The 14,214-nt window shown below is 60.7% G+C and carries 15 protein-coding genes; 8 read left to right on the top strand and 7 right to left on the bottom strand.

Going from position 1 to position 14,214, the window contains the following annotated elements; genetic code table 11:
- The first annotated feature begins 200 nt into the window (after positions 1–200).
- Positions 201–1,133: a LysR family transcriptional regulator gene (locus P3T40_RS40565; RefSeq protein ID WP_429273316.1), complete on the top strand. Its 933-nt coding sequence runs from the start codon at positions 201–203 to the stop codon at positions 1,131–1,133.
- On the opposite strand, the gene mug is transcribed toward P3T40_RS40565, so the two are convergent.
- Both mug and P3T40_RS40555 read right to left on the bottom strand, forming a co-directional pair.
- The gene (gene mug / locus P3T40_RS40560) at positions 1,094–1,639 is read right to left on the bottom strand and encodes a G/U mismatch-specific DNA glycosylase (protein WP_429273315.1); all 546 of its coding nucleotides are present in this window, start codon (positions 1,637–1,639) and stop codon (positions 1,094–1,096) included. The two genes, P3T40_RS40565 and mug, sit on opposite strands and share 40 nt — an antisense overlap.
- Complete coding sequence (locus P3T40_RS40555; RefSeq protein WP_429273314.1) at positions 1,636–2,646, bottom strand: GlxA family transcriptional regulator; 1,011 nt, start codon at positions 2,644–2,646, stop codon at positions 1,636–1,638. The genes mug and P3T40_RS40555 overlap by 4 nt, the downstream gene beginning before the upstream one ends.
- A gap of 514 nt (positions 2,647–3,160) precedes the next feature.
- Between P3T40_RS40555 and P3T40_RS40550 the strand changes: the two genes are divergently transcribed.
- Together P3T40_RS40550 and P3T40_RS40545 are read left to right on the top strand one after the other, a co-directional pair.
- On the top strand, positions 3,161–3,739 hold the full coding sequence (locus P3T40_RS40550) for an AraC family transcriptional regulator (protein ID WP_429273313.1): 579 nt from the start codon (positions 3,161–3,163) through the stop codon (positions 3,737–3,739).
- A 7-nt stretch (positions 3,740–3,746) separates the two neighbouring features.
- The gene (locus P3T40_RS40545; protein ID WP_429273312.1) at positions 3,747–4,046 is read left to right on the top strand and encodes an ArsR/SmtB family transcription factor; all 300 of its coding nucleotides are present in this window, start codon (positions 3,747–3,749) and stop codon (positions 4,044–4,046) included.
- Between the two features lie 83 nt (positions 4,047–4,129).
- Here the strand turns inward: P3T40_RS40545 and P3T40_RS40540 are convergent, their stop codons facing one another.
- A complete protein-coding gene (locus P3T40_RS40540) occupies positions 4,130–4,888 on the bottom strand; it encodes an SDR family oxidoreductase (RefSeq protein ID WP_429273311.1) in 759 nt (252 codons plus the stop codon).
- 89 nt (positions 4,889–4,977) lie between these two features.
- The gene (locus P3T40_RS40535) at positions 4,978–5,727 is read right to left on the bottom strand and encodes an SDR family oxidoreductase (protein ID WP_429273310.1); all 750 of its coding nucleotides are present in this window, start codon (positions 5,725–5,727) and stop codon (positions 4,978–4,980) included.
- Between the two features lie 103 nt (positions 5,728–5,830).
- Here P3T40_RS40535 and P3T40_RS40530 point away from each other — a divergent pair, with 103 nt between their 5' ends.
- On the top strand, positions 5,831–6,748 hold the full coding sequence (locus P3T40_RS40530) for an AraC family transcriptional regulator (RefSeq protein WP_429273309.1): 918 nt from the start codon (positions 5,831–5,833) through the stop codon (positions 6,746–6,748).
- Between the two features lie 65 nt (positions 6,749–6,813).
- Here the strand turns inward: P3T40_RS40530 and P3T40_RS40525 are convergent, their stop codons facing one another.
- Entirely contained in the window at positions 6,814–7,005 is a 192-nt protein-coding gene (locus tag P3T40_RS40525) for a DUF2970 domain-containing protein (RefSeq protein WP_429273308.1), read from the bottom strand.
- 271 nt (positions 7,006–7,276) lie between these two features.
- Complete coding sequence (locus P3T40_RS40520; protein ID WP_429273307.1) at positions 7,277–7,927, bottom strand: MBL fold metallo-hydrolase; 651 nt, start codon at positions 7,925–7,927, stop codon at positions 7,277–7,279.
- On the opposite strand from P3T40_RS40520, the gene P3T40_RS40515 reads away from it, so the two are divergent.
- From P3T40_RS40515 to P3T40_RS40500, 4 genes are all read left to right on the top strand, one after another.
- Entirely contained in the window at positions 7,838–8,413 is a 576-nt protein-coding gene (locus P3T40_RS40515; RefSeq protein ID WP_429273306.1) for a substrate-binding domain-containing protein, read from the top strand. The two genes, P3T40_RS40520 and P3T40_RS40515, sit on opposite strands and share 90 nt — an antisense overlap.
- Before the next feature lie 294 nt (positions 8,414–8,707).
- Entirely contained in the window at positions 8,708–11,119 is a 2,412-nt protein-coding gene (locus P3T40_RS40510; protein WP_429273305.1) for a glucose/quinate/shikimate family membrane-bound PQQ-dependent dehydrogenase, read from the top strand.
- Positions 11,120–11,157: 38 nt separating this feature from the next.
- Positions 11,158–12,144 (top strand): porin, encoded by a 987-nt coding sequence (locus tag P3T40_RS40505; RefSeq protein WP_429273350.1) that lies wholly within the window; start codon positions 11,158–11,160, stop codon positions 12,142–12,144.
- Between the two features lie 141 nt (positions 12,145–12,285).
- Positions 12,286–13,650, top strand: a complete 1,365-nt coding sequence (locus P3T40_RS40500) for a DUF2252 domain-containing protein (protein WP_429273304.1) — start codon at positions 12,286–12,288, stop codon at positions 13,648–13,650.
- 109 nt (positions 13,651–13,759) lie between these two features.
- Here the strand turns inward: P3T40_RS40500 and P3T40_RS40495 are convergent.
- On the bottom strand, positions 13,760–14,214 hold a 455-nt coding region (locus P3T40_RS40495), incomplete at its 5' end, for a DsrE family protein (RefSeq protein WP_429273303.1).

Here is a 14,214-nt window from a genome sequence, read left to right as displayed (position 1 = left end):
GAAAGAGTCTTTTTCGAACCGGTAACGCGGCCCTTTCCGATGTGGCAAATCTAAACAGCCAATTTCTGCTATCTGGAAAGAATCCAGCGTTGGACATTTCGTGACTTCTTTGAGCCATTCGACGACGTCAATCGCCACTATGTGGATCACAACGCATAGAATCACGGCGTGTAGCCGCCGGTGATCAGAGGGGAAGTGGAATGGACAAATTGCGTGAGATGGAGGTTTTCGTCGCTATCGTCGACCGAGGTAGCTTTACGGGTGCGGCCGAGAAAGTCGGCATGTCGGCCGCCGCGGTCTCGCGAGCGGTCCACTCGCTAGAAACCCGTCTTGCCACCCACCTGCTCGCCCGGACGACCCGATCGGTTCGTCCGACGGATGCCGGTATGGCCTACCTCGAAGCCTGCAGGAAAGTGTTGGACACCATCACGGATGCGGAAGCCAACATTGCGGCCGATCAACTCAATCCCGTCGGCACGTTGACCGTTTCTGCACCGGTTCTGTTTGGCCAACGGTATGTGGCGCCTCTCATCAACGCCTTCGCGCTGCGTTATCCGGACGTCAACGTCAACGCGGTGTACGACGATCGAACCACGCGGCTTCTGGAGGAAGGGGTGGACATTGCTATCCGCGTGGGCCACCTTGGCGACTCCTCGACGTTCGCCATTCCGTTGGGTTTTGTGCGGCGTCGCACGTACGCGGCTCCTTCTTATCTGGCCGCGCACGGAGAGCCTCTTCACCCCAAGGATCTGGCCAATCACCACTGTGTGTCCTTCACCGGTGTCTCTGTTCCGCTCGAGTGGGTGTTCAACGAGAACGGTTCGAGGTTGCCCGTCAGACTTCAGCCGCGGATGGTGGTCGACCTGGGTGTCGCTGCCGTTCTCGCCGCCGTCGACGGTGTGGGGATAACCCAGTTGCTGTCGTATCAGGCGGCTCAGGAGGTGCTCGACGGCAAGCTCCAACCTGTCCTGAGCTCATTCGAGCCCGAGTCGATCCCGGTGAGCCTGCTTCATGTCGAGCGACGCAGCAGCAGCGGCAAGATTCGCGCTTTCATGGAATTCGTTACTGAGGCACTGCGCCAGAACGCGCACCTTCAGGGCGTGGACGCTACGGCAGTGCGAACTTCCCAGTAGGCGGCCACCAGCGCATCAAGGTCGAACCCCCTGTTCAGTCCACTTGGATTGGGTACGACCCAAGCGCGCGCGCCGCCGAATGGCTCGGCTTGCAGGCCCCAGTGGATATCGCGCGTGCCGGAGATTGCCGAGAGCGCCATCTTTCCGAGGAAAACGACGTTCCTCGGAGCATATTGTTCGATCTTGCGCCGGAAGGCGTCGCCGGCCAATGCGATGTCCGATCGCGACAGCTCGGCGGCCTGAGCGGTAGCTCGCGGGACCACGGTTGTGAGACCGCAGCCATATTCAAGCACCGTGTGGTCGTCTTCGGGACGAATCAGTTTTGGAGTGAAACCAGCAAGATGCATGACCCGCCAGAACCGATTGCCTCTACCCTCGAAGTGATGACCGCTTGATGCCGCACGCATGCCTGGGTTGATGCCGCAAAATACGAACGACAAGCCCGGTTCAAGGAGATCAGGAAGCGATTGAACGGACTCAACGTCCGTCACAGACGAGACAGTCATTGCAAAGCAACCTGCTTTTGAGCACCGTTATCGACCCGTGGCTGCTTGTCTGTCTCACCGCGGAATCGTTGCCGGTATTGTTTCGGCGTGACCTCTAGCCGTCGCGAGAAAGTCGTGCGCATATGCGTGGCGCTGCGAAAGCCGCATTTAAATGCCACGGTCTTCAGCGGTGCATCGGTGTCTTCGAGCAACTTCCTCGCCGTGTCGACGCGAACCTGCTCGACAAACACGGACGGCGTCACCTTTGCATACTTCGCAAATACTCTCGAGAAGGTCCGCCGGCTCACTGAAACTGCGCTCGCGAGCTGTTCGATCGAGAGCGCATCGGTTATATGCTCAGTCACATAGCGGTGGACTTTGCCGATAATCGGATCTTCCTCCCGTCCTGCTCCAATATATGGGCTGTACTGAGACTGGCCGCCTTCGCGCTGGATATAGACCACAAGACGTTTTGCAACGCGCACCGCCAACTCGTGTCCCCAGTCCTCGGCAACAAGTGAAAGGCACAGATCGATGCCGGCCGTCACGCCCGCCGAGGTAAACAGGCGCCCGTCACGAACGAAAATCTTGTCGGGCTGCACAGATGCCTGCGGAAATTCGTGGGCGAGGCGGCCTGCATCCGCCCAATGAGTTGTCACTTCCTTGCCGTCAAGCAGTCCCGCATGGGCAAGCACGAATGCCCCATTGCAAACAGAGCCAAACCGTTTCGCGTCTCGCGCCTGGTTTTGCAGCCACGTCAGAAAGTCACTGGATGGATGAGCGTCGGGCAATTGCGGGCCGCCTGCGACCAGTAGCAGGTCCCATTGCGTGTCGAGATCCGCATAGCCAAACGGCACCGAAAGTTGCATACCGTTCGAGCACGTCACTGCCCCGGCCCGAGGTCCGATAAGGGTGACTTCGTATTTCTGCTCTGCGGAAAGGATCGTATTCGCTTCCGCGAACACGTCGAGGGGGCCTGCAACATCGAGCGCCTGCACACCATCGAATATAACAATGGCGACTTTCATGCCGTGACCTTCGTGGAGTTAATAGGCCCGATTCCGATACCGGCGATTCGATAGGCTTCACCCGAACGACTGGAGCAAGCTTACAAACCGGTATTGACGAGCGGTATCGCAGCTTACCGCAACGGCCCGGAAACAGGGACACACTAACCGGTAATTGTCTTTTGCAGCCGTGTAATAAGAAGACCGAACTGGAGCAGTGCACGGCGGACACCCCCCGGGGACGCAATTCAACGTCCCACAGTCCCGCAGCGGCGCCGTTGGCCTAAATCTCACGTTGATTGGCCAGGGACGGTGACATCCACGTGTTCCCTGTTCCGTGCCGCCTGATTAGACTGAGTTTGATCGGTACGGCTAAGGCCGCCTCTTCAAAATTCGCGGTCTGCGTTGCTACGCGACGATAACCGAGGACAGATTCACCATGTTGAAAATGCCATACCTCACACCGAGCGGTAACCGGGTGCGGTCGCAGCGGATGCGACCGCTCGTCTGCAGTGGCTTTGCGGAGTAACGGCGCATGCAAGTTGCAATGATGCTGTACGCAGGATTCCGGCTGCTCGAAGTGACCGGCCCGATGGATGTTTTCCACGAAGCAAACCGTCTGTGCGGCTCAACGCTGTACGACCAGCATCTCGTGGGGCCGTCGCCGGGGCCTGTCCTGTGCTCGAATGGCGTGGCGGTGGGCACGACGGAAAGCTTGTCGGACATGCGCACTTCATTCGATATCGTCGTAGTGCCAGGTTCTCAGGTCATCGGTTCGGGGCTTGAGCATAGCGAACTGGTGGACTGGCTCAGCGAGGCTGGACGTAGCGTGCGCAAGCTCGCGTCGGTGTCCAACGGGGCTTTTTTGGTCGCGCGCGCCGGTCTTGCCGACCATCGCACGTTGACGGTCAATTGGCGCCACGCGCAACGTCTCTCCGCCGAGTATCCCCTGGTGCACGTCATGAGTGATCAACACTGCCTGAAGGACGGCAACCTGTACTCGTCGTGCGGTGTCAGTGACGGTATGCAGCTCGCCTTGGCCCTCGTCAGGGAGGACCTTGGCGAAGATTGCGCGAGGAACATTGCGAAGTCATTGTCGAGGCAGCGCCACTGAGCCCACCATGGTCGACGAGAATTTAATTCATAAGGCACTCGCCAACCCGTTCCGACGCGAGGTCCTGAGGTGGTTGAAGACGCCGGGCGAATGCTTTGCGCAGGAATACGGCGCTCCTGGCAGCGGAATACCGGTTAATGCAATCCATGCGCGCAGTGGGCTATCCCAATCGACCGTCTCGGCCCACGTCGCGGTGTTGATCGAGGCGGGCCTGCTTGTTTCGACCCGTGTCGGTCAGTGGCTGCTTCTGGCGCGAAATGAAGAAGTCATTCAGGCCTTCGCGACCCAGGTCAGGTTGCATCTGTAGCTGGTGGGGGGCACTTACGCTAGCGCGATTACGCAGGTCGCGCTCCTTGAAATCAATGGAGTGGAGTGTGGCTCGAAACCACCTCACCAAGGGATTGTTTCGCCTTCCCAGCGCGTGAACGTCCCTGTGGGGCTGTCCGGGCCCAGCAGCGCGACGCGCACCGCCTCGCGAGCGCCCTCCTCGACCGTCTCCGTGCCCGCATAGCCGTTGAGGTTCGTACTCGTGTAGCCCGGAGAGACGGCATTGACCTTGATGCCCTCCGGTTCCAGTTCGAGTGCCATGGCGAGCGTCAAAGCGTTGAGAGCCGTCTTGGACGCCGGGTAGACCGGGCCAAAAATCGCCCGATAGGCGTAGGCCGGGTCCGAATTCGTCGTTAGCGACCCAACGCCGCTCGACACGTTGACGATGCGGGCGCCCGGCGTTCCGCGCAGAAGCGGCAGCATCGCCTGGTAAACAGAGAGGACCCCGAATACATTCGTGTCCCACACCGCGCGCATTTCATCGATGGACACGTTGCTCGGTCGAGTCGTCTTCGCATACTCCTCGACGGACTGACCAAACCGCTTCCTCGTAGTCGAAATAGCCGCGTTCTGGATGAGCACGTCGAGGCGGCCAAACTCGTTGCGCACGCGTTCCGCCGCGGCCGTGATCGACCCCTGATCCGTCACGTCGAGCTGCAGCGCGTGAGCGTCCAGCCCGACCTCCTTGGCCGCAGCCTCGCCGCGCTCGAAATTGCGCGACCCGACCAGCACAGTGAAGCGATGTGCCGCGAGATCCTTCGCGATCTGAAGACCGATTCCTTGATTCGCCCCGGTGACCAGAGCGACGGGTTTGTCTTGCATAGTCATCTCCTTTCGTATTGCCCTGTATTGCGTTGTAGCGCACAAAATCCGTTGCTGGTTTCAGTTCAGCACGGTGGCGCGCCGTTCGCTCAGCGAAGCTCGGCCGCCCAGGCTTCGGCGTCGGCGCCGGCCGGAATGTGCATCGGCGATGACGAGTCGGTCGCCGCGCGCCACACGGCTTCGGCGACGTCCTGTGCCTGGGTGGTCGGGGAAGACGTATCCAACAGCCGCGCGAAGACTTCCTTGACGAGATCGGCATAGGCCTCGTGGTCGAGGCCATGCATATGGGCGCGCGCGTTGTCTCCGAAGCGGGTGTCGGGCGCACGGCCCGGCAGCACCAGGTGCGCTCGCACGCCGAACTGTTCGAGCTCAGGCGCCATCGACTCAGTGAACGCGTTCACCGCCGCCTTGCTCGCGCGATAGGCGGCAAGCAGGGGCAGCGCCTTCAGCGTCACACTCGACGTGACGTTCACGACGACGCCGGCCCTGCGCTGGCGGAACTGAGGCAGCACCGCTTGCGTCAATGCGATCGTGCCGAAGGTGTTGGTCTCGAACAGCTCGCGTACAGTCGCCATCGGCACCAGTTCGGCTGGGGAAGCCGCGCCGAAGCCCGCGTTGTTGACGAGGACGTCGATCGGGCCCGCCGCCTCGACGGTCTCGCGAATGCTCTCCGGATTCGTGACGTCGAGCGCCAGCACGCGCAGGCGGTCTGAAGGCGGCAGCACGTCGGCACGCGGCGTGCGCATCGTGGCAACGACCTGCCAGTCGCGGGCCAGGAAGTAGCGGGCGATTTCGAGGCCGAATCCGGACGAGCAGCCGGTGATTAGCACCGTTTTCATGGAAATTCCTGTGGGGGGTGGTTTGCGTGTACCCCTACGATAGATCGCCACGACCGTACTTGCTACAATCAATCATCCGAATTTCATTTGCAGGAGTCCGGCAATGATCGATCCGTTGGCCGAAGTCGTGACGCTGCTGCAGCCAGGCGCCCGGTTCTCCAAGCTCGTCCTCGGCGCCAGCCCCTGGCGCATCAGTCGCTCGGATGCCGGCCAGCCGTTCTATTGCGTGATCCTCGAGGGTGGGTGCCATATCGCGATCGACGGACACGAGCCTATTGAGCTCCTGTCGGGTGACTTCGTCCTGATTCCGGCGGCTTACGGCGTCGCGATGTCCAGCCTCGAGCCGCCACCGCCGGGTATCGAGACGGCGGCGCCCACCCCACTGGGCAACGGTGAATACAGAATCGGTGCCCCGGACAACCCGATCGACGTGCGAATGATGGCGGGCCACTGCAGCTTCGCTTCGCCGGATGCGTCCCTGCTGGTCTCGCTGCTGCCGCAAATCGTGCATGTTCGCGGCGAACAGCGGCTGGCCACGCTCGTGGGGCTGGTGCGAGAGGAATCACGCGAGCAGCGGCCCGCGCGCGAGGTCGTGCTCTCACGACTGCTGGAAGTGCTGCTCATCGAGGCGCTGCGGTCCGTGGCAGGGACCGACGCGTCACCGGGCCTCGTGCGCGGGCTCTCCGATTCTCGGCTCGCGGCCGCAACCCGCGGGATGCACGCACGCCCGACGCACGCATGGACAGTGGCTGAACTCGCGAAGGAGGCTGCGCTCTCGCGCTCGAGCTTTTTCGAGCGCTTCAGCCGTGCGGTCGGCGTCGCTCCGATGGAATATCTGCTCACCTGGCGCATGGCGCTCGCGAAGGACCTGCTACGCCGCAATGAAGGCCGTATCGCCGAGATCGCGCAGCGCGTCGGCTACAGTTCCGCCAGCACGTTCAGCGTCGCGTTCACGCGGCATGTCGGCCGGCCGCCTACGCAATATGCGCGCGAGGAGCAGGCGGCCGCGGCTGGCGCGTAGGACGGCGCATTCACTTTGTTCACTTTGTCGCCGGGGAGCTAGCGCCGTCCAGTTTCCTGGCAGAATCAACCCGCAACGTGAACCGCGATATCCGCCAGCCCATACACCAGCACAGCGAACGCGCCGGCCACGGCGAAGGCCATCAGCGGCAGGGCTAATGGAACCTTGATATCGTCGAGATCAGCGCGATGATCTGCACTGCTACGCACACCAAGAAAGCCCCAAAACACTGTTCTAAGCGACGCGACGACTGTCATGATCAACTCCGTTCCAGACATATTTGATGCTTATCAGGTTACGCACTTGACGGAACAGGTCAGATCACAGTTGGGTTGTTTCATGAGCGATACAGTGCACGGCGGGCCGGTGCATCATGTTGACTGTTGCGCTAGTACTCGAACTACTGCACGCAATGTCGGCGAGCGGAATGAGCAGGCGCACGCGCTCACCGCCGCCATCGCACAACTTGCTTCGCAGTGCTGCGATTTCAGGTCGAACCTGCTCGACCCGATCCGGGAGTAAACGTCATCAGCGAAACAGAAAGCGAAGCTGGTGATCCAGCACCTTGACGCCGCCGTAGTCGGGAAAGCGGTCTAGCATCTTTTGCCTGAATTCCCCCGCGCTCGTCGACGACGCGAGCGCGTCCTTACCGAAATCCAGATACGTGATCATCTCGTCGTAGAGCTCCCGGCCGCCTGGTACGCCGTGTCCAGGCAACACGAGATCATAGGGAAGTTCGCGATACGTCCCGAGTGCCGAGCGCCATCCGTCAAAATCGCGCTCGCCCATAAAGAGATGCACGCGGTTATAGACGAGATCCTGAACAATCACCGCCCGCACGTCGGGCAAGCCAATCACCAAGGCATCTTCGGTCTCCGCGGCTTGGACCCTGAGGTGCTCGATGCGCACGCCATCCATGATCTCGAGCCCTTCACGGACCTCATAGTCGGGCTGTCGAGCGTGAACAGGAATGTCTTCGGGGTGTTTCTCGTGCTCCTCCGACGCCACCCTGTCTCCAGCCGCGGCGATCTTGCCGGAAACGGCCGCAAGCGTGTAAAGCGGCGCTGCGAACTCGCAGGCGCCCAGCAGATGATCGGGATGATAGTGAGTGACGTACAGGCGTGCGATTGGCTTGCCGAGCCGCTGCGCGTATGCGGCCACCTCGCGTGCGAATGGCATCGTGTACCCTTTACCGCGCCGCTCGATGGCCGGTGTGTGATGTCGCTTGAAGCAGTGGTCGTCCAAAGCCGGAGCGCGCCGCGCGCAGACAGTCGCACGAGCATCGCCGCTCTGGCTGATCAGGACTGGATCCTCAATTCGGGCGGATGCGGTTATCGCGCCGCGCTGGAGCGTGCCATGGCCAACCAGGGCCTTGGCATGCGCGTGTTCGTCGACTCTCAGGATATCGAAGAACAACTGAAGCTCGTAGCGTCCGGACTTGGACTCGGGCTCGTGCCGCACGAATTCCTGAACCTGAGCGCGAGCCACGATCAGTTGACCATCATTGAAGTGTTCGACTTCGTCTTGACCATCGACGTGTGCCTCGTTTATGGCAAGGCGCTGGGCAATCTGGGCAAGACACTCGGAACGCTCGCAGCGACTCTCGAAGAAAAATTCGGACCGTCACTGAAGGTGAGTACGGTGCCGCGGACGGCTGTTGCCTGACGTGCTGCACGAAATACGCCCTCTTCTACATTCGACTGTAATATCTTCCGACGAATGATCTGCCGATATGGCCGCTCGCTCGTCTATCCGCACGCCACCGTTCTAATTAACAAGCAATCCGCCGCCCCGTCGCATACAGTGACCGAGCGGGCCCGAAAAATGCAATCGCCCATCACGGCGCTATGCGTGGCGGATCCGCGTCGTTTCATGAATGAGCGCCGACGAGGCCCCTACACCTCACCCCGGTTACTGCTCGGCAGTCCCGTCCTTATAGAAATCCAGGAGGTCGACATCATGCAGAAGCGCGCATCATCGGACATAGGCCGTCTCCTCAGTGTTCTCTTCGCCGCTCTCGCCGGCTTGTATCTGCTGATTGGCGGGATCTGGCTTACCGCGATCGGCGGGTCGCCATACTATGTCATCGCCGGTGTCGTCATGCTGGTGACGGCCGCCCTCCTTTACCGCCGTAGAGCCATCGCGCTTGGGCTCTATGCGCTACTGCTGCTGTGCACCATCGTATGGGGCGTGTGGGAAGCCGGCTTCGACTTCTGGGCACTCACGCCACGACTCGATGTGCTGGTCGTATTCGGCATCTGGCTGCTGCTACCGTTTGTCTACCGCACTCTCGACGCCCCCGGAAAACCCGTGGCGCTGGCATTGGGCGCAACACTGATTCTCAGCGGCGTTGTGCTCGTTTATGCGTCCTTCAACGATCCACAGGAAATCAACGGGACGCTGAGCGCCAATGCCGCGGCTTCGGCAACCCCGGCCGCGAGCGGCACGGCTGGCGATTGGCCTGCCTATGGCCGCACCCAGCACGGCACCCGTTACTCGCCCCTCAAGCAGATCACCGCGGACAACGTGAAGAACCTGCAGGTTGCCTGGACTTTCCAGACCGGCGACACGAAGCGCCCGACCGACCCGGTTGAAACGACCAATGAAGTCACGCCAATCAAGGTGGGCAACATGCTCTACCTGTGTTCGCCGCACCAGATACTGTTCGCGCTGGATGCCGCGACGGGCAAGCTGGCGTGGAAATTCGACCCCGGTCTAATAACGGATCCGAGCTTTCAGCACGTGACATGTCGTGGTGTCTCATATCACGACATGCGTGACACGACGGCTGCAAGCACGGATGACAATGGTCAAACGACAGCCTCAACCGCCGCGTCCGCCCTCTGCTCGCGCCGCGTGTATCTGCCGGTCAACAACGGTCACCTGTTCGCACTGGATGCGCAAACGGGTCAACGCTGCGCGGAGTTCGGCAACAATGGCGACCTCGATCTGCAGCATGGCCAGCCGGTCACCACGGCAGGTCAATATGAACCCACGTCTCCACCCGTCATCACCGACAAGGTCATCGTCGTAGCCGGTGCAGTGACCGACAACTATTCGAGCCGCGAGCCTTCCGGCGTGATCCGCGGTTTCGATGTCAATACCGGCAAGCTGCTTTGGGCATTTGATCCGGGCAACAAGGATCCGAACGCCATTCCTGCCGAAGGCGAACACTACACGCTGAATTCGCCGAATTCGTGGGCGCCTGCTGTCTACGACGCCAAACTCGATATCGTCTACCTGCCGATGGGCGTGACGACACCGGATATCTGGGGCGGCAACCGCACGCCCGAGGAGGAGCGCTATGCAAGCGGGCTGCTCGCGCTACACGCTTCGACTGGCAAGCTCGCCTGGTTCTACCAGACGGTGCATCACGACCTGTGGGACATGGACTTGCCGGCCCAGCCTACGCTTGCCGACATCACCGACAAATCGGGCAATGTCGTGCCTGTGGTCTATGCACCTGCCAAAACAGGCAACATCTTTGTACTCGATCGTCGCACCGGCGAGCTGGTCATCCCGGCTCCGGAGCAACCGGTCCCACAAGGAGCGGCACCGGGCGATCACGTATCGCCCACCCAGCCGTTCTCCGAATTGACGTTCCGGCCGAGCCAAAAACTGACGGGCGCCGATATGTGGGGCGCCACGATGTTCGATGAGATGGTGTGCCGCGTGATGTTCCACCGCCTGAACTATGACGGCACGTTCACGCCGCCTTCGGTGAAAGGCACGCTGGTATTCCCAGGCAACCTCGGTATGTTCGAATGGGGCGGGCTGGCTGTCGACACCGATCGTCAGATCGCGATCGCCAATCCGATTGCCCTGCCCTTCGTATCGAGGCTGATGCCGCGCGGTCCGGGCAATCCGATCGAGCCGGCCGCAAGCGATGCGGGCGGCAGCGGCACCGAATCCGGTATTCAGCCGCAGTATGGCGTTCCGTTCGGTGTGACGCTAAACCCGTTCCTGTCACCGCTTGGCTTGCCCTGTAAGCAACCGGCCTGGGGTTATGTCTCGGCGATCGATCTGAAGACCAACCAGATTGTTTGGAAGAAGCGTATCGGCACCGTGCGCGACAGCTCACCGCTCCCGCTTCCGTTCAAGATGGGGATGCCGATGCTCGGCGGCCCGATGACCACCGCGGGCGATGTGTTCTTTATCGGCGCAACCGCAGACAACTATATCCGCGCCTTTAGCACCAACACAGGTGAGCAATTGTGGCAGGCGCGCTTGCCCGCGGGCGGTCAGGCCACGCCGATGAGCTATGAAGTCAACGGCAAGCAGTACGTGGTGATTGCGGCCGGCGGTCATGGCTCGTTCGGCACGAAACTGGGCGACTACGTGATTGCCTATGCATTGCCTGATGGGAGCTGAGCCGCGTGCGTAAGCGAGCGGTCTGCCCGGTTTCCGTCCTGCTCGCACTGGGCGTGAGCGCCCAGTGCACCCATGCACAAAGTTCGGTGACACTGTATGGCCTCATCGATACCAGCATCGAAATCACCAACCCGGGTTCTTCGTGGACACCACGGCTGGACTCGGGCGCCTTTCGCGGATCGCGTGTTGGCTTGCGTGGTGAGGAGCAGATCGGTTCGGATACGCGCATCCTGTTCGACCTCGAGAATGGTTTCAACTCGGCCGACGGTGCGCTTGCGACGTCGGGCACTTTGTTCAACCGCCAGGCGTGGATCGGTGTGGGTGCGCCGTGGGGCGAAGTGCGACTCGGCCGCCAGTACTCCCCCATCTACATTCCATTCAAGGGGGAGCTCGATGCATTCGGCGCGGGCACTATCGCCTCAGGACTGAACAATCTGTCGAAGATCACCCCGTACACGAATAACGGCCTCGCGTATCTCTCGCCCGATCTGCACGGCTTCACGACGACCTTGATGGTGGCATTGCCCAACAGCGGCAACGGCAACGGTCTATCCGGCAACTACGAGACTTTCGCGTACCGCAACGGGCCATTTCACATTTCGTACGCTCACCAGCAGACCACCGGCGCCACAGGGCTGCGCGCGAATCTCGGCGGCGTGTCGTACGTGCTTGGCAAGACGACCGCATTCGTCTCGTTCTTCAACGGTGACGGTGGATCGCCGCGTTATCACGACGACGGCATGTCGGTGTCGGCTCGCTATGCCGTCTCGGCACACTTCCGTGCCTCGCTGGGATACACCTATATGCGAGACCAGTCAGGCGGTGACAACAATGTCGACCAGTTCAGCGCTGCGTGCGAATATGACCTCTCGGCGAGGCTCATGCTGTACGCGAGCGCCGGCATGCTGCGCAATCATGGCAGCGCTGAATTCACGCTACGCGGTGTCGATGTGACGGGGCTCCCGCCCGCTTATCCTGGTGCGCCTGTTCGGGGCGTGCAGTTAGGGTTGATCGACCGGTTTTAGCCAAACGCCTGTCGAGGCAGCAGCTATTAAAATCCTGGCCATTTCACGCCGTTGTCATTCAACATTGTTTGAATCCCCCCCGACACCAATCAGGGGCAGCCATGCCGCTCCCCTTTTTTATCTACATCACGGGGAGATGCAATGAAGAAAGCGTGGCTCGTTTTGTCCGCTGCGGCACTGCTGTACGGGTCTACCGCCCAGGCTCAGACTTCGCGCAGCAGCTGGGTGGTGACGCAAATCTACAACTACAACCATCCTTTCGCGGCCACGGACAGCACCGACCTGGCGACCAAGATGGCGACCATGGCGGGAGACGCGTTCGACTTTTATCGCGGCACGGACCACATCTTCTACCAGGACATGCTGACCCTGCCTGCATCGAAATACACCACGACGCAGACTGGCTATACGTGGATCGGCGGCGATGCCCACATCGGCAATTTCGGCGCGTGGCAGGACAGCAGCGGCACCAATGTGTTTTCCGTAGACGACTTCGACGAGGGCTATCTCGGCCAGTATGTGTGGGATCTGCGCAGGCTGGCCACCAGCATGGTCCTCGCAGCCCGCGCCAATGGTATTGCCGATAGCGACATCACAACCGCCATCAAGACCATGGTCGGCGCCTATGTCAGCGAAATGAACACCTTCATGGGCAGCAACGCCGAACTCAGTTTTCAGCTCAAAAACGGTAATACGTCCGGTGTGGTGCAAACGACGATCAGCGACTCCAGCGGCGACAGCCGTTCCAGTCTGCTAAGTAAGTACACCCAGGTGACGAATGGTGTGCGCGGCTTCCAGAACATCGCCAATACGCTTGTCCCGGTAGACAGCACGACCTACAGCAACATCGCCGCCGCGATGAGCAGCTATATCAGCAGCATCTCTTCATCCAAGCAATACGCTGCCAGTTACTATCAGGTGAAGGATATCCACCAGAAACTGGGCTCCGGAGTCGGTAGTCTGGGCAAGCTGCGCTACTACGTTCTGATCGAAGGGCCGTCCACGTCCACCTCGGATGACGTGATTCTCGAGTTGAAGCAGGAAACCACGAGCGCCGTGGCCGAAGCAAGCAGCAGCGGGCAGACGTTGTCATCAGCGGACAACAGCGACGATGGCACTCGCGTCGCCATGACCAACAAGGCCCAAACGCTCAATGCAGACGTGCTGGTGGGTTACGCCACGATCAACGGCATGACCTTCTACTTCCACGAGAAGTCGCCGTATGAGGAAGATTTCGACTATACGCAGTTGAGCAGTGCCGGCAAGCTCAATACCGCCGCCACTTATCTGGGCCAGGCGCTGGCATCGGCTCACGCCATCTCCGACCAGGACTATAACAGCGCCATCGTCCAGTACAGCATCGACAAACAGGTCAGCAATGCTGTCACGAGCACGAGCGGACTGGAGTCGGAAATCTCGACCTTCGCTTTCAGCTATGCGGCTCAGGTCAATCTGGACTGGCAGTCGTTCGTCAGCGCTTACAACTCGGGAACGCCGCTGTACTAACGGATTGCCAGCGGCATGATTGTTGAATGGCGGACGCCTCGCCGCAGCGAAGCGGCGAGGCTAAAGCGAGTTTGCGAAACGGACTGCACGGCGCGCACGCGCTGCGTGGTCAAAGCGGCAACAACGCATAACCCGCCTGCTGCAGGGTTGTCACGGTGGTCAGTGCGGACAGCGACAGCGTCACCCTGGGATCAATCCAGTCATACTCGAAGTGGTGTTCTGCCATGGCCTGGCCACACACCGCGATCGTGATGCCATCCTTCCTGAGTATCGCAATCAACGGCAGATTGGGGTTAGGCACGCCAAACTGCGCCCGGTAGTGCGCATCGTCGAGCGCCAACGACGTGGCCGAGCCAGAAGCGACCGCGACGAATTTAAGCTTGCTCAACGGCACGCCCGACGCCACGTAGAGATTCACCGCGCGCGCCACGTGATCAAGCGCGGGACTCACCTCATTGGGGTCCTTGGCCGAATGGCACTTACTTAAGCCCGTGGCGCGTGCCCATATTTTCGGATGCGCTCGCGTGCGATGTGACGAGGCTCTTTCAGCCATGGGTAAGACTT

The organism is Paraburkholderia sp. EB58 (assembly GCF_050436665.1).
GTDB lineage: Bacteria > Pseudomonadota > Gammaproteobacteria > Burkholderiales > Burkholderiaceae > Paraburkholderia.
Note: the sequence above shows the minus strand (reverse complement) of the source record. Positions and strands in the feature narration are given on the sequence as shown.